The sequence below is a fragment of the Aureibacter tunicatorum genome (genome assembly GCF_036492635.1).
Taxonomy (GTDB): Bacteria; Bacteroidota; Bacteroidia; order Cytophagales; family Cyclobacteriaceae; genus Aureibacter; species Aureibacter tunicatorum.
This window is the reverse complement of record NZ_AP025305.1, coordinates 2,151,830-2,174,027: the sequence shown is the minus strand read 5'-3', so window position 1 is coordinate 2,174,027 and position 22,198 is coordinate 2,151,830. Positions and strand designations below refer to the sequence as shown.

Annotated in this window: 18 protein-coding genes; 12 read left to right on the top strand and 6 right to left on the bottom strand. The window is 35.8% G+C overall.

Going from position 1 to position 22,198, the window contains the following annotated elements; all coding sequences use genetic code 11:
• Positions 1-54: 54 nt before the first annotated feature.
• Positions 55-1,038: a DUF5685 family protein gene (locus AABK36_RS09250; protein WP_309939663.1), complete on the bottom strand. Its 984-nt coding sequence runs from the start codon at positions 1,036-1,038 to the stop codon at positions 55-57.
• 255 nt (positions 1,039-1,293) lie between these two features.
• Between AABK36_RS09250 and AABK36_RS09245 the strand changes: the two genes are divergently transcribed.
• The 8 genes from AABK36_RS09245 (at position 1,294) to truA (ending at position 7,349) form a co-directional block, all read left to right on the top strand.
• The gene (locus AABK36_RS09245) at positions 1,294-1,833 is read left to right on the top strand and encodes an RNA polymerase sigma factor (RefSeq protein ID WP_309939662.1); all 540 of its coding nucleotides are present in this window, start codon (positions 1,294-1,296) and stop codon (positions 1,831-1,833) included.
• Between the two features lie 9 nt (positions 1,834-1,842).
• A complete protein-coding gene (locus tag AABK36_RS09240) occupies positions 1,843-2,814 on the top strand; it encodes a hypothetical protein (protein WP_309939661.1) in 972 nt (323 codons plus the stop codon).
• Positions 2,815-2,937: 123 nt separating this feature from the next.
• Positions 2,938-3,831: a cell division protein FtsX gene (locus AABK36_RS09235; protein WP_309939659.1), complete on the top strand. Its 894-nt coding sequence runs from the start codon at positions 2,938-2,940 to the stop codon at positions 3,829-3,831.
• 11 nt (positions 3,832-3,842) lie between these two features.
• Complete coding sequence (locus tag AABK36_RS09230; protein ID WP_309939658.1) at positions 3,843-4,052, top strand: DUF3098 domain-containing protein; 210 nt, start codon at positions 3,843-3,845, stop codon at positions 4,050-4,052.
• A 14-nt stretch (positions 4,053-4,066) separates the two neighbouring features.
• Positions 4,067-4,867, top strand: coding sequence for an undecaprenyl-diphosphate phosphatase (locus tag AABK36_RS09225; RefSeq protein WP_309939656.1), 801 nt, complete (start codon positions 4,067-4,069; stop codon positions 4,865-4,867).
• A complete protein-coding gene (gene truB, locus AABK36_RS09220) occupies positions 4,867-5,586 on the top strand; it encodes a tRNA pseudouridine(55) synthase TruB (RefSeq protein WP_309939655.1) in 720 nt (239 codons plus the stop codon). The genes AABK36_RS09225 and truB overlap by 1 nt, the downstream gene beginning before the upstream one ends.
• Before the next feature lie 5 nt (positions 5,587-5,591).
• The gene (locus AABK36_RS09215) at positions 5,592-6,515 is read left to right on the top strand and encodes a bifunctional riboflavin kinase/FAD synthetase (RefSeq protein WP_309939654.1); all 924 of its coding nucleotides are present in this window, start codon (positions 5,592-5,594) and stop codon (positions 6,513-6,515) included.
• A gap of 36 nt (positions 6,516-6,551) precedes the next feature.
• Complete coding sequence (gene truA, locus AABK36_RS09210; RefSeq protein ID WP_309939652.1) at positions 6,552-7,349, top strand: tRNA pseudouridine(38-40) synthase TruA; 798 nt, start codon at positions 6,552-6,554, stop codon at positions 7,347-7,349.
• Here truA and AABK36_RS09205 read toward each other — a convergent pair.
• The 3 genes from AABK36_RS09205 to porU form a co-directional block, all read right to left on the bottom strand.
• The gene (locus AABK36_RS09205) at positions 7,346-9,274 is read right to left on the bottom strand and encodes a cytochrome-c peroxidase (protein ID WP_309939651.1); all 1,929 of its coding nucleotides are present in this window, start codon (positions 9,272-9,274) and stop codon (positions 7,346-7,348) included. The genes truA and AABK36_RS09205 overlap by 4 nt on opposite strands.
• A 146-nt stretch (positions 9,275-9,420) precedes the next feature.
• On the bottom strand, positions 9,421-11,301 hold the full coding sequence (locus AABK36_RS09200) for an alkaline phosphatase PhoX (RefSeq protein ID WP_309939650.1): 1,881 nt from the start codon (positions 11,299-11,301) through the stop codon (positions 9,421-9,423).
• A 176-nt stretch (positions 11,302-11,477) separates the two neighbouring features.
• Positions 11,478-14,753: a type IX secretion system sortase PorU gene (gene porU, locus AABK36_RS09195; protein ID WP_309939649.1), complete on the bottom strand. Its 3,276-nt coding sequence runs from the start codon at positions 14,751-14,753 to the stop codon at positions 11,478-11,480.
• 259 nt (positions 14,754-15,012) lie between these two features.
• Here porU and dpp5 point away from each other — a divergent pair, with 259 nt between their 5' ends.
• The 4 genes from dpp5 to AABK36_RS09175 all read left to right on the top strand — a co-directional run bounded on the left by dpp5 (position 15,013) and on the right by AABK36_RS09175 (position 20,240).
• Positions 15,013-17,004: a dipeptidyl-peptidase Dpp5 gene (dpp5, locus tag AABK36_RS09190; RefSeq protein ID WP_309939648.1), complete on the top strand. Its 1,992-nt coding sequence runs from the start codon at positions 15,013-15,015 to the stop codon at positions 17,002-17,004.
• Between the two features lie 193 nt (positions 17,005-17,197).
• Positions 17,198-18,145 (top strand): hydrogen peroxide-inducible genes activator, encoded by a 948-nt coding sequence (locus AABK36_RS09185; RefSeq protein WP_309939647.1) that lies wholly within the window; start codon positions 17,198-17,200, stop codon positions 18,143-18,145.
• A gap of 96 nt (positions 18,146-18,241) precedes the next feature.
• The gene (locus tag AABK36_RS09180; RefSeq protein WP_309939645.1) at positions 18,242-19,465 is read left to right on the top strand and encodes a 6-phosphofructokinase; all 1,224 of its coding nucleotides are present in this window, start codon (positions 18,242-18,244) and stop codon (positions 19,463-19,465) included.
• A gap of 73 nt (positions 19,466-19,538) precedes the next feature.
• Positions 19,539-20,240, top strand: coding sequence for a pseudouridine synthase (locus AABK36_RS09175; RefSeq protein ID WP_309939643.1), 702 nt, complete (start codon positions 19,539-19,541; stop codon positions 20,238-20,240).
• Positions 20,241-20,323: 83 nt separating this feature from the next.
• Here the strand turns inward: AABK36_RS09175 and lepB are convergent, their stop codons facing one another.
• Both lepB and dapB read right to left on the bottom strand, forming a co-directional pair.
• Positions 20,324-21,412 carry a signal peptidase I gene (gene lepB, locus AABK36_RS09170; protein ID WP_309939642.1) on the bottom strand — a complete coding sequence of 363 codons (1,089 nt, stop codon included), beginning with the start codon at positions 21,410-21,412 and terminating at the stop codon, positions 20,324-20,326.
• 69 nt (positions 21,413-21,481) lie between these two features.
• Complete coding sequence (gene dapB, locus AABK36_RS09165; protein WP_309939640.1) at positions 21,482-22,198, bottom strand: 4-hydroxy-tetrahydrodipicolinate reductase; 717 nt, start codon at positions 22,196-22,198, stop codon at positions 21,482-21,484.

The following is a 22,198-nucleotide window of genomic DNA, read 5'->3' as shown; positions in this document are numbered from 1 at the left end:
TGAGCAAAAACTTGCAGTAAATAATTTACACAAAAGTTAAAGGATGTTAATTCATTAACCACAATGGCACTCACAACAGCCGTCGCAGCCTCCACCTTCTCCACAGCAGAAACCATCACAACAGCAAAAGTCACAAACTTCGAAGCTATCCGGCAAACAAAATAAATCACTAATCTTTGAACTCTTCTTTTGTTTTTCTTCAATAGTTTCTTTTGAAAGAAGAATTCGAAAACGCGATATGTAACTATCTAGCACTCCATTTGGCAAACCCAAACCTTTCAATTGACCAATCAAAAAATTTACTTCATCCATTATAACCCGATCCAAGTCTTTGACTTGAATCGCTGTATTGTTAATCATGGGGTTAAAACTTCCGTTTCTACGATCTTCTTCATAATCGTTTCTAGCGTCCAAACAATACACTAGCTTACCAAATGATGCTCCTATTTCTTTAAATTTATTTGAGAAATCCGAATTCGCAAGCTTTGCTCCATGCTCAAAAATAATCTTGCATACCTCTGAAGTATATTTTGAGTATTCGGATAAAGACAAACCCTTTACTTGCTCAGCCTTAAAATTCTTTTCTACTTCGCCATTTAACATATCAACTGGCAAACCCAATGCAGCTAAAGCATCTTTGCTCTTAAAAAAATTACCCGACATTGACACATTAAATGCTGTCCACTTTATTCGACTCAATTTATTACCATCGATGATATTGTCTTTGACTTTTATAGAAGCCAAAAATAAATGCAATGAAGATGTGTATTTCTGAATTATTGATATTTGATCCAAACGAGGCATATCCCAACAAAACAACTTCGAATTCTTAAACCTTACAGTGTTGTCTTCTTTTTTACCTGATATGGCTTGAAGCAAACTGGTTAGAAATACGATATCATAATTTAAAAAAAGCCTTGATTGATGCCCATACATCACCCCAATACTCTTGCAAGTCCCGCAATAGTTAAACCTTTGCCAATCAACTTCTTCTTGCGACTTGCTCTTGCAAGCAGTCGCTTTCATAACACCAAACATACACCTAACTTTAGTCACCAGGTCATTCTCAATAGCTTAATAATAAATAGCAATTCAAATTACTGATCTAGTACTAGCATAGAAATAACCACTACTAAAAGATAATTAAAAATATTTATTTTAATAAATTCACTGCCCAACATTAAATAAAATACCATCAATGCTAGCTAAGATTTCACATTTTTAGTATTTTTTGAAAAATTCCTCTTTCAACAGGTTACTTTTTTTCTATTGTGAGTATGTACAGGTGAACAAATGAAAGATAAAGACATATTAATAAAAATAAAAAATGGCGATGAACGAGCTTTAGATTACTTGTATCAGAAGAATTATCGTATGATTGTAGGTCATATTACCAAAAATAACGGATCTGAAGAAGAAGCTAAAGACATATTTCAAGATGCATTGATCGTATTTTGGCAAAATGCGATTAGCGAAAGCTTCGAGCTTACTTCAAAAATAAGCACTTACCTTTATAGCGTAAGCAATAATCTTTGGCTTAAAGAACTTAAGAGGAAAAGCAAACTAAGCCATGAAGAAAAAGAAGATTCAGTGAATTTGGATTTTGAAGCTAAAGAAAGGCAAGAAATCATCAGAAATTGCGTAAATCAGATGCAAGAGTCGTGTCAAAAAATACTATCATTGTATTATTTTGATGGCTTTTCGATGCAAAAGATTGCTGAAATATTGGGCTACGCCAATACGGATACCGCCAAGACGAAAAAATATAAATGTAAAAAGAAGTTAGACGCTTTTGTAAGATCAAAGTACAAAGCACACGATTTCCAAGATTAGGACAAGACTATGCGAACTACCCCTGAACATACAAAACTGATTGAAAAGTGCTTGAGCAAAGAGGCGAATGAAGGAGAAATCAGATCGTTGGAAAATCTATTGGCTTCCGATCCTGTACTTAAAAGCGAGTACCTTCTGGAAAAAGGCGTTCAAGATGAGATCAAGCAATTTAGAAAAAACCAACTCAAAGGAAGGCTTTCTCAGTTGCCGACTCCAAGCCTGCATACTACACCTTGGCATCTTAACCCTAAATTCATGGTGCCGATTATAAGCACGATAACCATAGCCATGCTATCAGGCATAGGATATTATTTATATCAAAACGACCAAAACGACACGATCGACGCCAGCAATTTTGTAGCGTTGAATGATACATATAATATTGCGATAGAATCGCCTTTTGCTAAAGACGTTATCAGTGATATTCCTACGATGCCTCTGCCAAGAATCAGCAGTGATGTTGCTCTAAACGCAAGCAAAATTGACTCGCATTATACAAATAATGCAAATGCTCTTTCAGCAAGCTCAAATGCGAATTCTGACTTTGCGATGAATAATAATGCGAACTCAACTGCGGATCATGTTGCTGAAGCGGGCAATTATGAAATTGTCAAGCCTGGCCATACGAATGCATCTTTCAGCAGCGAAGAAAACATTGCTCTATCCGAAGACAATCTTCCGAAGATGATTGAAAGAAAATACACTACTGACTCTGATATCTATACAGATGTGGAAAATATCAGCGACAGCAAGTATGGCAGTCATTACAAATTCGAAGAAGGCAAACTAACCTTGTTTGGCGATTTTGATAATATACCTTACAGAATAATAGAAGTCAACCTCAACAATCAACAAACTGAGATCATACTAATACATAAGCGCAAGTATTATCATCTCAACAAAAAGAGAAATGCAATAACCAAGTTGCGAGCAATAAAAAGCGACAAAAAAATTGAAGAGATAGAAAAAGCTATACAATAAATTACCCCCTATGAACAAATCCAGGTTAAATACGTCAATGTATTTAACCTTTTTTTATTCCAAATATTTAGACAGTCTTAATTTATTGGGTATTTTTGAACGCAAATAGCTAAAAACAACTTTATGAGTTTTAACCGATTCAACAAAAGTAAAACTTTTGGAACATTTCCTTTTTTCAGTGTTGTATTCAGCATCACTTTAGCATTATTTATACTAGGATTATTCGGAGTTTTATATATTTCCACCGACAAGCTTACGCAGATCATTCGCAAAAATATCGAAGTTCAAGTGTATTTGAAGAAGAATATTACCGATGCTCAAAAAGTTAGTCTTCAACAAAAACTCCAAAAAAGCGAATTCCTCGCACACTCGGAAGATGATGACGCTGTGACTTTCATATCCAAGGAAAGCGCAGCCGAAAAGCTCATTCGAGAAACAGGGGAAGAATTTGTCAAATTCATCGGGGTAAACCCTCTAAGAGATGTCTTCATTCTAAAAATCAACAATAAATTTCATTCCAATGAACAATTAGAGCTAATTCAATCCGACTTATCTATGATTGAGGGGGTATATGAAGTTGAATATATCAAAAGCTTTATTGATATTATCAACCACAACTTGACAAAAGTAAGTATAATACTAGTTGGAACTTCGCTATTGTTGATTATCACTATCATCGTATTGATACACAATACAATCAAACTTGCCTTATTTTCCCAACGCTTTCTAATTAGAAGCATGCAACTCACAGGAGCAACCGATGGTTTCATATCAAAGCCATTCTTAAAACGATCGTTTTATTATGGCATAGGCGGTGGCATGCTATCGATATTGATAATCTATATACTCACCTCATATCTTAAAAGATACATTCCGGAACTCGATCGTCTCATCAACGACGATCAATTGTACATACTTTTCGGATTGCTTTTGACCATGGGTATTTTGATATCTTTGACAAGCACCTTTTCGGCAATAAAAAAATACCTTTACGTAAAACTGGACGATTTATATTAATCTATTCAAATATGGAAAAAAATAAAAATTTAGCATTTGACAAAACCAATTACATCTGGATGTTGATTGGAATTGCTACCTTCATCATTGGCTTGGTTATCATGACCATGGATACTGAAGATTATGGTTTCGGATTCTTTGGAATTACCTTAGGCCCCATTGTAATCATCGCTAGCTTCATTTTACAATTTTATACCATTTTCAAAAAATCTAAAAAGTAACTTTTTATCCATTAATGGAAAGTATTATTAAAGCAATTATCCTTGGAATCATTCAGGGACTAACAGAGTTTTTGCCTGTTTCCAGCAGCGGACATCTGGAAATCGCAAAAGAATTATTAAACGTGTCCGATGAAACTAGTTTGAGGTTCACAGTAATAGTCCATGGAGGCACAGTGCTCTCGACTATTTTCGTTTTTTACAAAGAAATACTCAACATCTTAAAGGGAGCATTTCAATTCAAATGGAATAGCCAAACCCAATACATTTTCAAAATAGCCATCTCGATGATTCCTATATTTGTTGTAGGAATTTTCTTTAAAGATACTATTGAGGAGTTCTTTTTTGGCGATTTAACTAAAGTTGGAATCGCTTTGCTCTTTACTGCAGGCCTTCTCGCATTTACATATTATGCCAAAAACAAAGAAAAGGACGTCAGCTATTTGGACGCATTTGTCATAGGCATAAGCCAAGCTATAGCTGTTATTCCCGGCATATCTAGGTCAGGATCAACTATCGCAACCGCATTGATACTAGGTGTTAAAAAAGAAGTTGCCACCCAGTTTTCATTTCTAATGGTATTAGTTCCAATCATCGGAGCCAATTTACTTGACATCATAAAATCTTCAGGCGAAGCGGCAAGCGAAGTTGGAGGCTTTTCCAACGCAGGACTCTTAGCAGGCTTTATAGCTTCCTTCGTTACAGGGGTTTTAGCATGCAAATTGATGATTAACATCGTAAAGAAAGGGAAGTTAATTTATTTTGCCATATATTGCGGCATTGTTGGCACTATTGCCATCGTAAGCAGTTTAGTATAATGAATTTCGAAGAAAAAGATTTTAGTGCGGGTGAGGTCATTCTAATAGACAAGCCTAAAGAGTGGACGTCATTTGACGTAGTGAAGAAACTGAGATATCTTTTAAAAATAAAAAAAATTGGCCATGCGGGAACACTTGACCCGTTGGCCACTGGCTTGCTCATCCTTTGCACAGGTAAAAAAACCAAATCCATAGAATCCTATCAAGCACAAGAAAAAGAGTATACCGGAAGCATGGTTATAGGGAAGAAAACAGCTTCTCATGATTTGGAAACGGAAATTGAGCATGTAGCCGAAATAGATCATATTTCCGAAGAACAAATTCTAGAATTAACGAATAAATTCACCGGGGTTATCAGTCAAATTCCTCCTCAGCATTCAGCAATAAAAGTTGACGGCAGAAGAGTTTATAAAAGCGCTCGCAAAGGCAAAGAAGTAAAAATCGACCCAAGAGATGTAACCGTTTCAGAATTTGAAATAACTGGCATCAACTTGCCCGAAATTGACTTTCGCATAGTGTGTTCCAAAGGGACTTATATAAGGAGCCTTGTCAGAGATTTTGGCGAAGAATTGGGTGTAGGAGCCTATATGTCCTCTTTAAGAAGAACTCGCATTGGAGAATTCAAAATCGAAGACGCTCACCAACTGGATGAATATGTGCAAGCATACTCAAATTACATATCCGAAGTCATCGACAAGAACAACACTGAAGAAGCCTGATGTCAATGAAAATATACAACGCTTTTGACAATTTTCGTATTCCTAACTGCCCTGTTGTCACTAGTGGCAGTTTTGACGGTGTGCATGAAGGTCATAAAAAGATCATTTCCAGACTCAAAGACATTGCTAAAGACAATCATGGCGAGACAGTATTAATTACTTTCTGGCCTCACCCCCGTCTTGTGCTTGAGCATGATCACAAACTCAAACTATTGAGTACTTTCGATGAAAAATTAAAATTGTTGGAAGCTTCAGGAATCGATCATCTGATTAAAGTGCCATTTACCAAAGAGTTTGCCAGCTTGAGCTCCGCCGAGTTCATACAAAAAATTCTAATAGACAAAATCGGCACCCAAAAATTAGTTATTGGCTACGATCATAGGTTTGGAAAAAATAGAGAAGGAAGTTTTGAGTTTTTGAAGCAACATGCACATCTTTACCCCTTTGATATAGAAGAAATCTCACGTCATGACATAGACGATGTGGGATTAAGCTCTTCCAAAATCAGAAGATTGCTTGATTCGGGAAATGTCAATAAAGCGAAAAAATACTTAGGCAGGCCTTACGAAATCAATGGAACGGTAATTCATGGCAATAAAATTGGTCGATCAATCGGTTTTCCGACCGCCAATATCAATATCGCTGAAGATTACAAATTAGTTCCTCTGAATGGAGTTTATTCTGTTGAAATCATTATTAACAGAGATGACAAAGTTTACAAAGGCATGATGAATATAGGCAATAGGCCGACCATAGACAATCATCCAAGCATAGAAGTGAACATCTTTGATTTTGAGCAAAATATCTATAATAAACATATCCAAATCAATTTCATCGACAGAATCAGAGATGAAATTAAATTCAACAATATAGATGAATTGAAAAATCAGTTGGCTAAAGACAAAATTGTCGCCCTATCCTCTTTTTAATACCCTAATATAGAACTTCAGCACAACTTACGAGTAATGAAAAAAAAATGGCATTGTTATCTAATTAGAGTTCAATACTTGGGATTTAGATATCATGGTTGGCAAAGACAACCTGGAGTTAAGACAATACAATCCATGTTGGAAAAAACCATCCGATTTGTACTTCAAAGAGAGGATTTTAAAATTTTAGGAGCTAGCCGAACAGACGCTATGGTATCCGCAAACAGTGCTTGCTTTGAACTCTTCGCAAGAGAGGAGATTGAATTAGATCCTTTTTTTCAAGGCATGAAATCAAATCTGCCACATGATATTGATATATTATCTGCTAAGCCAATTAGCGATAAGTTCAATATTATACAAGACTCATCTGAAAAAGAATATGTTTATTTGTTCTCCTACGGCAATAAAAATAACGCATTCGCCGCGCCATTTATGACATATAAGCTAGCAAATCTTAACATTGAAAAAATGAAAGAAGCGGCTATTTTATTTGAAGGGAATCATGACTTCAGGCGCTACTGCATCAAGCCCTCTGAGGAAACTGTATTTTCTAGAACCATCAATCATTGCAGAATAGAAGTCAACACTCTTCTAACTGCTAATTTTTTCCCTGAGAAAAGTTATATGCTAAGAATCAAAGGCAGAGGTTTTTTAAGAAATCAAGTGAGATTGATCATGGGAGCTTTGTTTGAAGTAGGTTTGGGAAATCTATCGTTAGAAGAAATAAAAGACTCACTAAGTTCTAAAGAAATCAGTCCCATATGCCATGTAGCTCCAGCATCAGGACTGATGCTTAATAAAATCGACTTTGATAATCTTAATAATGATTATTAATAATCGCCTCCAATAGTTCTGGCATTCAATTCAGGAGAATTCTCAAACTTTGGCAAATATGATGGAACCGCATTCATGCCGACTGTATCTGTTAGCGACTTGATAAAGTCCACCAACGCTTCTTGTTCAATCTCAGACAAATGCAAACTGTCTGAAGGCAATGTTTGTCTCGGCAAGTCCATCCCCATGCCAACACCACCTCCATTATTATAAAAATCAACAACTTCTTCCAAAGTAGAGTACACACCATTATGCATATAAGGGCCTGTTAGTTCAGCATTTCTTACAGTCGGAGTTTTGAAAGAATGCTCATAAATTTCCGTTCTTTCTTTTAACACTCCCATCGCCCTACCTAAATCAGGGTCGATCTCAGGATTATCAATAGCGACTGGCACTCCTAATATCTCCGATTCATTCTCTTTAAAATATGGAGGAACTAGACCATTAAAAATAGGCGCAAAATGGCAAGTCGCACATTTTCCTTTCCCTGTAAAAATATTATATCCCAATTTTACGCTCTCGCTAATTTGGTCTCTTTCTCCTCTAATAAATTTATCGAAATCACTGTTCAAACTCGAAAGAGAAACCACATACGATGCAATAGCTTGCTGAATCGTACTTGAAGATACTGCTTCATCCTTTGGCATATCAAACGTTTCAGCAAATAATTCCTTATACTCTTTGCTCTCATTCAATTTACTCACAATCTCTTTATAAGAAGTATCAAATTCCTTATCACTAAAAATCACATGCTCAAACTGGTCTTCAAGCTTCAAAGCTCTCAAATCATGAAAAAAACGATCAGAATAAATTGAATTAAGCAAAGTTGGAGAGTTCCTCGGCACTGTTCCGTTAAAATCCATAGCCAAGCTCTTTTTATTGCCATCAGAAAATCCTTTAGAAGGATTATGGCATGAAGCGCATGATCTCTGATTATTCCCGGAAAGCGCTGGGTCAAAGAACAGCATTTTACCTAGCTTCTTTTGATCATTATTATCTTCCGACTCTCTCAATTTTGCATAATGATATTTATTCAAAAAATTCTCTGAGAAAATATTAATTGAGTTGTAATTAAGCGGCAAGCTTGTATGGAGTGGAATTGTCTCATAGATAGTTTCAATCTGCAATAATTTTTGAGCGATTAATAAATCGCTATATAATGGGTTGATATAGTCCTTTAGAGCAGACAATCTATCATAATCATCAAAAAAAACATTCTCAAATGTAGCCTCTAATCCAATAAATGAAGATCTTATTCGCCTTGCAAGATCTGGATCTTTCTCAGCTATAGTTGGCAAATAAATATTAATCGCCCGTGAAATTGAAACAACCGTTTCTTTCGACTCAGAGATAGAATACTCTAAACTTGGAGAGTCAAAACCTGTGATTCCAAATGCATTCAATCGTATCAAACCCAACCGAACTCCATCAAACACCAAGTGATCAGTTATATACTTTCTGCTTTGATAAACCATCAACTCCTCGGTTTTTCGCTGAAGTTTCTTTGCTAATTTCAAAGTCTTAGAATAATTTATTTCATCTTCATATACTAATTCTTCCAAAACCTGTAAACCTTCTGGCTCAATAATATATAATGAAGGATCGCTAGAGTTTAGTTTCGGCAATGGTGCTCCGTTGAAATATTTTGTTGCCATCTCAGGGTCAATATTTGAAAACAAGAATTCAAACCTCTTATATGCTAATCTCATATTCTTTAGCTTTTCTTTAACCAAGAGAGTATTTTCCATCAAATCAATTGACTTATGAAAATCATTGACCGCTTTTTCAAACTTTGACAAATCATCTCTGTACAGCTCAGCTACTTTTTCGCAATTATACGCTTGCTTTTGAGCCATACTGTCATCCAACCCTGCTCCAAATAAATATATGAAGCTAAAAATCACAAATTTCATTATTCTTCTCATCCTAATCAAAATATTAAACACTAAGCACTTCACTAAAATATTCAATGAAAGTTATGATGGACTTTATATGTCAATCATGTTCATTAGTTATAAAAAAAGCCATGATAAGTCATGGCTTTAGTCAATAAAAAAATCTATCACTAATATTACTTAACAATTACTTTTACAGTCTCGCCTTTCGCAGTCTTCAAGATATAAAGTCCAGGAGTCAAATCAGAAACATCTATTTTTTTAGTATTTCTCTCAACTTTCAATCTCTGTCCTGACTGGCTATAGATCGCTACATCAGTTACTTCAGAAAGATTCAACCATCGTGACACAGGATTTGGATATACAGAAACCCCTTCTCTCTTAGCATCATCAATTGCTGTCAAACCTTGTACTACTTCTTTCCATCCAGAAATTGCATACGTAAATGAATTTCCATTCGACTCAGTATCAGCGCTTGGGTGTTGAGCATTGAACATCAAAGTATTTCCATCCGATGTAGCTCTTGCACCTGTAACTTCTGCGCCATTTGGAACCACCGCAATTCTATGCAAGTCATCAATTGTAGGATTTACAATATCCATATCCAACAGCCACATTTCACAAGTTCTAGCAGCTGCTCCTGCAGGAACTCTACCATGACTTGATCCATTCAAATCTTCTTGAATGATCATGAAGTTTTTATTTCTTACCGTCAATACAGTCAATCCATCAGGGTTTGATAGATGTTTTGAAGGATAATCTTCAGCTGCTACTTCTTCTTGCGCGAAATATGGGCCTCCTTTCAAAAATGTTTTTACCGTTTGCGTTTCAGGATTGTATTCCAAAACTCTACCATAGTAATCAGCAAAACCGTCTTCATCTCTTATGAAGCTTTCAACAACTTCATCAGGCTTACCTGCCATTTCCGGATGTCTTTCTCTAACTTCATCGAAAATATGAGGGTTTAAAACAGCATTCGGGTGATCAGTATATGCAGAACCAATTCCATCTCTACCAGTTTCCGTCATGTAAATCTTTCCTCCGATCTCAACTACCCACTCCAATCTTCTAAACATTGAAGCTCCATTATCCAAAGCATTTTTATATGCATTTATAGCTCCGTCAATTGTAGAAACATCTAACTCAATCCACTTATCACCCTCGTTATCATGCTTATAAGCATATAATGTACCTTTTGTGAAATCATTTGGAGTGTCCGCAACAAATTTAGTAAAAGTTCCAGCAGACGCATCAGCTCCCATATAAACTGTTTTATTATCAGGCATCACCGCTCCTCCTTCGAAAGGAAATTTACCCCAGTTATATTGCTTCCTGATGGCTTTAGCCGATCTTGGATCAACCTCAACCATATAGTTTAGGTTTTGATACATTTCAATAGTCTCACCATAATAAGGAGAACTTTCATCCCAACCTTCTCCAATGGTAAATTCTGTATTTCTCAAGCCATCCGCTATACTTTCAGCCGAATTTCTCCACCACTCCTCAGCAGTCCATATTCTGCCATCAGCACTATTGATACCTCCACAGTTCATACCTGTTTCGCCTACCGTTCCCGCAAAGTCAACATTAAAAAAGTCTCCAGTTCCAAATCCATCAAGAGTTTGCTCAACAATTTCCAAAGTACCGTCATCTGCGCGCTTCACTTTAAAAACAGTCATTCCTCCTCCATCTCCAAGTTGGTCATTCTGATCAACTCTCTCATGGTTAATCGTCACCCAACCTAAGTCACTTGATTCATTATCAGGAGTAAAACCGATGAAATCATGCCATTGCTTAGCATCTGCGATAATAGAGTTTGCTTCCCAGTCAGCATTTAAAACCCAATTCCCATCTTGGTCATATTGGCCATTGGAAACCACCTGATCAACTCCACCGGTAAAAAGAACTTGACCTACCAAAGGATTCGACTCCATTATAACTGTCTTAACACCCTGATTGTCGTAAGAGCCTTCAAGTTCAATAGGAAAAACAAATTGAGCTTTTGCAGAACCTGCCAACAAAGCGGCAAAAGCTAGTGTAGTAAAAATTTTTTTCATAATAGTAATATTGGTGTTTGTATTAGAATGGTTGCAATTTAGCAACAACCATTAATCCCAATATTATGGCACCTTGAAGTAAAAATGATAAAAAAAAAGGTTTGTAAACCAAAAGCTAATTTTTGGTTTACAAACCTTACATTTATTTTAACAGATAGTTAATGAAAATCGATCAACTATTGATTGATTATTAATTTACTTGACTTAATTATTTGATTACCAGAACTCTGCGTTGTTACCACTGCTTTAAACACATATATTCCATTTCTAAGGTGAGATTTAATTAAGTCATCAAAATAAAATTTGTTATTCAAGTTCTCTCCATTTAAAACAACCTCATTCGACTCTATTTTTTTTCCTGTCAAATCAAATAATGTATATTCCAGTGTCAACTCAGATGTATCAGGCGAATATATATTCAAAAAGCTCTTTTTTGAATCATTTCTATTAATCGAAAAATCAACTATAAATTTTAATTCAACATCTTTAAGTACCATTTCAGGTTTCACAATAACAGTTTGGGCCCCCTCATTCCCGCCCATATCATAAGCGAAAAACTGAAATATTCTATTTTCCTCAAAGTATTCCTCTACATAAAATGCTTTATATTCTATATATCCCTTATTTATCCCCTCACTAACATAATGTTTCACCAACGACAACTCTTCCACTTCATCATTCCTGACAATTTCCAATCTTAAATAATCTGTCTCCGAGTCACCCGACTGTATACTGACATTATCAGTAATACTCACTCGGAATAAAACATATTCTTCCTCTTTATTAATTTCTAATATATCTGCGACAACCAAAGGAGGCTCCTCATCTTTCAAATCAGGAGAACTCGCACTTTCATAATTCAAGTCAATGCTTCCCACAGCCTCTTTTCCATCTTCTGAGTTAGCGTAAAATTTCAATTTTAAAACTTCTCCATTTGGCAACCCAGTCTCGGAAAGCAAAAATTGAACAGCAAACAAACCATTCTCAATAACTCCAGAAGTATTTGATAGCAAAGTATTCCCATCTTCTGAGAAAATTTTTAATTCAACATTTCCATCGAAAGAATTCAAAATAGTATTGTTATTCAATACACTTCCACGAATCGTATATATTTGACTTTCTTTAACACTAACCTCGGCATCCACAGCCTGACCGTCCAAAGTTTCTACATTGACATTAAACTCAGGCAATGAAAATGAAATAGCCGGATCACCAATCAACACAAAGCTTCTTGCATTAACCATTGCATTATTCTGATTCTTAGTAAGCTTAAATAAGTCTCCCAATCTAAACCCATCAACGCCATAATTCTGAATCAAAATATCATACAATGATTTGCTCATGGCGTAACTTGTTGAACTATATGCCGACCTGGAACTACTCACTGCCGCAATAGCTCCTGTTTTCTCTTTCATAACAACTTGTTCAGCTCCCGAACCTCCAACTTTCCAAGGGTTATCATATGTAGCAAACTTACATGTTCCAGCTACAATAATTGGAAGATTATTCTCATTATCCCACTCTTCCAGATCTTTAATATTAAACACATTCTTAGCTGCCCAAGAAGTCTCACCTCCATGTCCGATATAATCCAAAAACAAAGTTCCGGAATTAATATATTGCCTCATCGTTGGATTAGCATCATCTCGTGAGTAATCCTTCAAAAGCATCCTATTCACTACCGCCCCATCCACATTTTGCTGAATCGCATCCGCTAAAGCTGTAGACTGCTCCTCATGCTTATTGTCATCACCTTCATCCGCGACAAATGTGAAATTTCTCTTCCAACTACCTTGAGAACCAGGGCCTGTCACATAATTTGTCATCTTTTCCAAGTAATCCACCACTTGCTGATTATTACTAACTGGCAGACGACCAATTGCCAAATCCAATGTTTCATACTGATTTATTTGCCTTTCTCTCCATTCTCCTTCGTGATCTTCTAACAAGACATAAAAATCATCGGATGCGTAACTTGTTATATTATGAAACGACTCTCTTGACTCATAAGTCGGCACAATACTTTTATTCACCCCATTAGACTGATCCTGATAATCAAATGAAGCCTTACCTAACATCAAAACATATTTCAAGTAATCATTTGTTCTATTATGATATCTTAAAAAATCTCTTATTGCCACAACATCTACTCTCCCCCCGGAAAAATCATTGTAAATTTCATCAACATAAAATACTTTCGCAGAAATGTTATTATGAGCTTCATGAAAAGAGGCCAAATGATCAGCTCCATCAGCAAAATCTTTATGAGTAATTATAATATATTCTATATTTTCTTTTTTATATAGATTTTGATTCTCAATTTCCTCAATATTCGAAATACTTAAATAACGCGTTTTATCAAAAATTGCAATTTTCCTCGTTGAGCTACTTCTATGAAAGGTTCCGTTTTCATTATCATAAGGCAATTTTATGGCTTGATGTCCTGTAACGTCCCATACTTGCAAATTCGTAGAAGGATTTTTGATTTTCACTAATGAAGGCATATCATCTTGAAACATGAAAGTCGATTGACCTTCATAACATCCGATATATTGATCAAATGTCAAAGTAAGATAATTCAGATAACCGTTAGGCTTTGATAAGTCACCTTTATAATCTACATCTATTCTTAAAGATGAATTTGAGTTTTGAACTAAAAATTCAAATTCACCTGAATTTGATTTTGCTTTATCTCCATAAGCTAAAGAAGTTGCCTGTCCTACTGTATACTCCCCTACATTAACCCCATTGACAGCGTGCGAGTATACAGTTGATGATTCTTTACTCTTGCTTGCTATTTCAGAAGACAAAACAGCCCTGCTTCCCCTAACAATTCCTTCCACATTTAAACTTACGTCGAAATGGCTTTCTTTATAAAACGTTTTTTGATACCATTCTCTACCTGAGCCTATAATGTAATCCGAATCTTCTTCATAATGCACATAAGCTCTTGTAGTTTCTATAATTGTAGATGTGACGCTATTTGAATTTTCTACTTGTATAGGTGTATATGAAGATTCACCTCCAATCTTCAAGAACACATAGTTCTTATTATCATAAATATAGTTTTCAATTTCAAAAGCATCCTTGCTTTGATTATAAGAAATAGTCTCCAAAGGCTCTACATAAAAAATTAATGAGCTATTTTCTGTCCATTTACCATCAATTATACCTTCAAATTCTACAGACAAAGGATATAACTCATTTTGTCTTTCAATTGAGTTCAACTGCGGCAACATACTGCCTCCATTCGATAGTAGACTTATATTATGTATTGATTCGTTCTTCAAATCAATTCCATAACTCGTTAAGTCTCCATGAGTAAGTTTGTAAATCCCTTCTACTTCAACTGAAATTCGATAAATGTCACCATCTTTTAAAAGTGACTGAGAAAATACTGAATTATGAAATCCAATTAATGCTAAAAAGCAATAAATCAGTGCTTTATTCATGATAAAATGTTTGTAGGGTTCTAAATAACATTTGCTTAATTTCTAAATATAAATTATTAAATGATTTATAAAAATTTTTTTCAATTAATTTCTAAACAGAATTAATAATTATTAGATTAAAATGATGAATCATTTAGAGATAAGAGAAAATTATATTAATTTTCTTTAAAATTTATCAACATTTAAAATAGAGATTTATCACATGTTCAAAAATTTATCTTTTATAGGACTACTTATACTTTTTTTAAGCCAGTCTTCAATGGTATTTGCTCAGGACATTTTTAGCGAAGAATTGCTTTGGAAACTTGGCAGAGTCAATAGCGAGCAAGTTTCGCCTGACGGCAAAACCATTTTATACGGTATCACAACTTATGATATTCCTGAAAACAAAGGAAAAAATCAATTGTACACTATCAGCATCAATGGCGGAGATCCAAAAAAAATTTCCAATGAAGAGGTCAGCATATACAACGTGCAATGGCGACCTGATGGTAAAAAAATTGGATTTTTAATGCAAGGGGAAATCCATGAAATGAATCCCGACGGCAGCCAAGTCTCACAAATTTCCGATACTGACAAAAAAATAATAGCGTTCAACTACTCGCCAAATCAACAAAAAATCGCAATTGCTATTCCTACCAAAACGGAAAAAACGACACAAGATCTTTATCCTGACCTTGACAAGGCCGAAGCTCTAGTTATCGATGATTTGATGTACAGGCATTGGGATCATTGGTCTGACGCGTATCACAATCATGTATATGTAGCCGATTACTCCAATGGAAGTATTGGCAAAATGGTGGATATTATGGAAAATAGCCCCTATGATACTCCAACGACTCCGTTTGGAGGATCAGAGGATTTCACTTTCAGCCCTGACGGAAAAAAAATCGCTTATGTCTGCAAAAAATTGACAGGGAAAGAATATGCAACGAGCACAAATTCTGACATATATCTTTATGACATAAATTCCGGCAAAACCACCAATCTTTCCGCTGGAATGATGGGATACGACACGCATCCTTCATTCACTGAAAGCGGCGACAAAATCGCTTGGCTTAGCATGAAACACAATGGCTATGAGTCAGATAAAAATGAAATTATCGTATTGGACTTGAAAAGCAATGAAAGAGCTTCTTTAACAACTGATTTTGATGAAACGGTTAAGACTTTTATCTGGGACAAAACGGAAAGAGGTGTATTTTTCATGACTGGAATTGAAGCTACACAGCAGCTTTTTGAGATCAAATTCCCAAAAGAAGGATTTAGAAATGTCAAAGCCAAAGATATTCGTCAAATCACAAGCGGAGAGCATAACTTCACTTCTCTTCAACAAGTTGGCAAATCCCTTATTGGTTTAAAACAAAGCCTGAGTGCTCCAAGCGAGATCTATAAAGTATCCATTAAAAATGGTAAGGAAAATCAACTTACATTCACTAACCAAAATTTGCTTAATAACGTAACTGTTGGTAAAGTGGAAAAAAGATGGATCACAACTACTGACAACAAAAAAATGCTCACTTGGGTAATCTACCCGCCGAATTTCGATCGTAACAAAAAGTATCCTGCCTTATTGTATTGCCAAGGAGGTCCGCAAAGCACAATCTCTCAATACTTCTCCTACAGATGGAACTTCCAACTCATGGCCGCTCACAATTACATCATCGTAGCGCCAAACAGAAGAGGATTGCCTTCATTTGGCACAGAATGGAACGAAGCGATCAGCAAAGATTGGGGCGGACAACCAATGAAAGACTACATGTCCGCAATTGATGCCGTATCTGCAGAGCCATATGTGGATGAAAATAACTTAGGAGCTGTCGGAGCGAGTTATGGAGGTTATTCTGTGTATATGCTTGCAGGAATTCATGAAGGCAGATTCAAGACATTTATTTCTCACTGCGGCCTTTTCGATCTGAAGAGTTGGTATGGAACTACTGAAGAATTGTTCTTCGCAAACTGGGACATTGGCGGTCCATATTGGGACAAATCCGCTTCAAAATCATATGAAAAATTCTCCCCTAGCGATTATGTGGAAAATTGGGACACACCAATTTTGGTAATCCACGGAGGGAAAGACTTTAGAGTACCTGAGACACAAGGAATGCAAGCATTTCAAGCAGCTCAATTAAAAGGCATTCCAAGCAAGTTTCTTTATTTCCCTAATGAAGGGCATTGGATTTTATCGCCTCAAAACGGACTTATATGGCATAAAGAGTATTTCAAATGGCTAGACAAATGGTTGAAATAAACACTGGCCAGACTTTTTGATAATTATACCAAAGCTTTTAAAAAAACGGACAAAATTGTCCGTTTTTTTTATTGGACTTAAAGATTTACCCACTAAATTAGTCTGAAATAACTATTAATGACTTAATCTTAAAATCAATTAATATTAAGTCTATTTTTCAAATTGTTTGACATCCAAACATTCAAAGCTACTAATGAATATTACTTTCGCCCAACTCGAATACATTATTGCTGTTGACACATATAGACACTTTGTCACTGCTGCCGAAAAATGCTTTGTCACTCAGCCAACGCTAAGTATGCAGATCAAAAAACTAGAAGAGCAACTCGGGGTGATAATATTCGACCGAAGCAAACAACCTATCATTCCTACAGATGTCGGCAAGGAAATAATCGCACAATCAAGAACAGTCGTAGCCAATGCTAAGAAAATCAACGACATCATTCTTGATTACAAAGATCAAGTCAGTGGTGAATTGAAAATTGGAATAATCCCTACAATTGCGCCTTATCTATTGCCCAAATTCATAGGTAGTTTCATTAATAAATATCCAAACATCAAGCTTTCAGTAAAAGAAATGATTACGGACGACATCATTTCATCCTTGCAAAAAGACACTCTAGACGCTGGGATACTTGCTACACCCTTAAATACTCAAGGTATACATGAAGATCCTTTGTATTATGAAGAGTTCAAACTTTATGTCAATAAAGCCCATTCATTGAAAGACAAAAACTTCATAGAAATTAACGAAATAAGCATTAACGACTTGTGGTTGCTATCATCAGGAAACTGCTTTAGAAACCAATCCATTAATCTGTGCCATCAAAATAATGAAAACAGCAGGAACAGTGGCTTTGAATACGAAAGCGGATCACTGGAAACGCTCAAAAAACTTGTAAATACCGAGGGAGGCGCCACCCTACTCCCTGACTTAGCAACACTAGACGAACCAGACAATGGAAGAGCACAAATAAAGTCCATTGGCGCAAGTGCTCACCCTGTCAGAGAAATCAGTTTAGTCTACACTAGAAACTTCGCTAAAATGAAGTTGCTCAGTCTATTAAAGGAAAGCATTAAAGAATCTGTACCTAAAAGCATGTTGGAAATCAGTAATAATGAAATTATAAATATTAGTTAGCAAAGGCTTATTTGCACTTTAAACACAGCTTGCCATTTCATTTTTTTTCCGAGAAAAAAATCATCATTTTTGTAGAAAATTAAGACTGGAAAATTAATGAAAGACACTGTAGTCATACTCTGCGGAGGTGGCCCCGCACCAGGCATCAATACGGTAATAAGTACCATCACAAAAGTATTTTTAAGCCATAAATACAGAGTTATTGGTTTAAAACAAGGTTATAAAACTTTATTTGATGAAAATCCTTCGTATGACGAATTGGATCATCAATTTGCAGAAAATATCGCTTTTAGAGGCGGATCAGCTTTGCCGATGAGCAGGTACAAGCCCAAAGATGAAGAATTCAGTGAAGACTTTTTCATAAAAGAAAACATCAAACTTCTTGTGACAATAGGAGGAGATGATACTGCATCCACGGCAAACAGAATTCGTTTATTCCTTGAAGAAAAGGGGCTAAAAATCCAAAACATACATGTTCCTAAGACTATTGACAATGACTTGCCATTAAAAGAAGGCGTTCCAACCTTTGGCTTTAACTCTGCGATCAATGAAGGGGTGAAAATCACTCAAACTGTCTATGAAGATGCCAAAACTAGTCACAATTGGTTCATCTTATCGGCTATGGGTCGTGAAGCTGGACATTTGGCTTTAAAAATCGGAAGCTCAAGTCATCTCTCTATGATTATCATTCCTGAGATGTTTGAATCCCAAAGCATCACTTTTGACAAAATTGTCAAACTAATCATTTCATCCATAATCAAAAGGCGAATTCAAGGTTTTGACTACGGAGCAGCTATAGTCAGCGAAGGGATTTTTCATTTCATGGATGAGTCGGAAATTATCAATTCAGGGATTACATTCACCTATGACGAACATGGTCACCCAGAGCTATTCAGTATAAGCAAAGCTCATATATTCAAAACACTTGTTCAAAGAGAGCTCAGAAAAATAGGACTCCCTGTCAACACTAGACCTGTTGAACTTGGTTTCGAACTAAGATGTTGCCATCCAAATTCTTACGACTTGGACATGTGTACTCAACTTGGCCTTGGTGTTTACAAGCTATTTTCAGAGGGAGCTACAGGGTGCTTAGTAGCTTTGGACAGCATAGGCAATATTGAACCACTTTATCTTAATGACATTAGCGATCCAACGACTAAAAAAGTGATCCCAAGATTGGTTAACATGAAGTCCGAGCAAGTGCAAAATATCTACAAACATCAATTGGATTACCTATTGGAAGAAGATCTTGATGCTGCAAAGTCAATTATTAAAGACCCTGAAAAGTTTCTTTACCATAACATCCTCAACTCAAATTAACCCTCACAGATAAACCCTTCAACTCTATAATTTTATAGAGTTGATGGTTACAATACTCAACAATACTATTAAAATGCTTGAAATATTGCATTATGATGAGCACCTGATAGCCATCAACAAACCCAAAGGAATGCTTGTCCATAGATCTCCATTGGCTCGCCAAGAAAAAATATTTGCCATGCAGACTCTAAGAGATCAAGTCGGCCATCACGTTTTTCCACTTCATCGAATTGATCGACCCACATCCGGCGTACTGCTTTTTGGGACGAATAAAGAAAGCGCTACTGCATTGCAAAAATCATTTGAAGATAAAAAAGTAACAAAAAAATACTTAGCGTTAGTCAGAGGATTTATTGATGATGTAATAACTATCAATCATCCTATCAACAATGAATATGATGAAACATTAAGGGATGCCATAAGTCAAGTAAAGCCGCTTTATCAAACCGAAGTAAATATTTGCACCAATCCCAATTTCCCTACCTCTAGATATACTTTAGCAGAAGCTGAGCCTATTACAGGCAGAACACACCAACTTCGCAAGCATTTCGCCCATATAAGACACTACATTATCGGTGACAAAAAACATGGAGACAACAAGCAAAACAAAGCATTCATGAAGCATTACAATATGAATGACCTACTGCTTCACTCCTATCACACAATTATTCCTCATCCTTTTAATCAGGAAGAAAAAATAAGCATAAAAGCTCCACTGCCTAAACATTTCTCCGAAATCCTTCAAAAAATAAACATTCCAACAAATCAGCTTTAAAGTTGGCAACATTAATAACAAAAAAAAGCCCTTCTCAAAATTGAAAAGGGCTTTTGTCGATATTTAATCTTTATACTTGTTTTTTAGTTTATCGCATTAAAAATTCGACTCCATCTAATAGCATCAAAGCCTCCAGCGTAAGCGTCTCTTGACATCCAAATAAATGACGCTTTTCCAACAACATGGTCAGCTGGAACAAAGCCCCAAAACCTCGAATCCAAAGAATTATCCCTATTATCTCCCATCATGAAATAATAGTCTTGCTTGAATGTATATTTATCTTGAGGCTCTCCTGCGATATAAAGTTTCTTGTCTTTTACTGAAACATCATCGTGGCCTTCATAATGCTCAATCGTAAAAGCATATTTAACTACATTATCAGGATTAGTCAAATCAACAGTTATTCCTTTTCCCGGAATCATTAATGGGCCATACCAATCAGCATTCCAAGGAAAAACTGTTTCATTAGGAAAAATATCTCCTTCAGCCACTCCTTTAGTTCTTTCATATAAAACCAACTCCTTAACAAAGTCTTGTCCTTCCAATACTTTAGCAATATCTGGATTGATATGAACCAAATATGTATTCAAGTTAATTTCAACGAAATCTGATATTTTAAATTTTCTAAGCGTCCTATCATTTAACTCATTTGTTGTTCTTAAAATATAACGGTACTGAACACCAGCCGGACTATTCTGTTTTTCTCCATTTATAAAAACAATACGGTTCTTTATTTGCAAAGTATCTCCAGGAACCGCGACGCAACGCTTAATATAGTTGGTTTTCAAATCATTTGGATACTGAAACTCAACTGGATAGTTGAAAACAACAACATCATTGCGCTTCACCTCAGAAATTCCCGGCAATCTGAAAGAAGGTATTTTGATCCATTCCAAGTAAGAAGGTATTTCTGTTCCCCATACTTTTTGGTGAGTCAAAGGCACCTGCAATGGAGTAGAAGTAGTACGAGCTCCATAGTGAAACTTGCTTACAAACAAATAATCCCCGACTAATAAAGTTCTTTCCATAGACGGGGTAGGAATCACATATGCTTCGAAGAAAAGCCACCTGATCAAAGTCGCCGCTATGACAGCAAATACTATAGCATCAAGCCATTCTTTTGCTGGTGATTTTTTCTTTTTTTGCTCATCTTTCTTTTTCCAAAAAGCCATTATTGTTTATTTATTAATTGGATGTGTACAAGAATATAAAAAATTTAAAAAACTAAAAAGGCAGATTTGTTAAAAATCCATAAAATTATCCATAGACAACACACCTTTCTTATCCAAAATCCACTCAGCGACTAAAACTGCTCCCAGAGCAAAACCTTGACGACTATGAGCTGTATGTTTAATTTCAATTTCATCTATTGAAGAGCTATAATAAACACTATGCGTTCCTGGCACTCCTGGCTCTCTGAAAGATTCAATCTCCAATTCCTCAACCTTTTCAGTATCCGAATTTACCCACGACTCTTTTCTATCCACTTCATCCAACACACCTTCGGCTAATGTGATTGCCGTTCCGCTTGGCGCATCCAACTTTTCTGTATGGTGTATCTCATCTAGCTTTACATTATATTCTGGATGCTTATTCATCAGCCTAGCCAAGAAGCTATTCACTTTGAAAAATATATTCACACCTACACTGTAATTACTGGCATAGAAGAATGCTCCATTATTGTTCTGAACCTTAGTCTCTATTTCTTCTTTACGATCCAACCATCCTGTAGTACCAGATACCACTGGGATATTGTTATCAGCGCAATACAAACAGTTTTCAAATGCAGCTTCTGGCCTTGAAAATTCAATTGCCACATCCACATTATCTCCATTGAAATTATTCAGATCATCAATATTCTCTTCATTGATCTTCCCTACAACTTCATGTCCTCTATCCAATGCTATGGCTTCGATATTTTTACCCATCTTGCCATATCCTAGAAGTAATATTTTCAT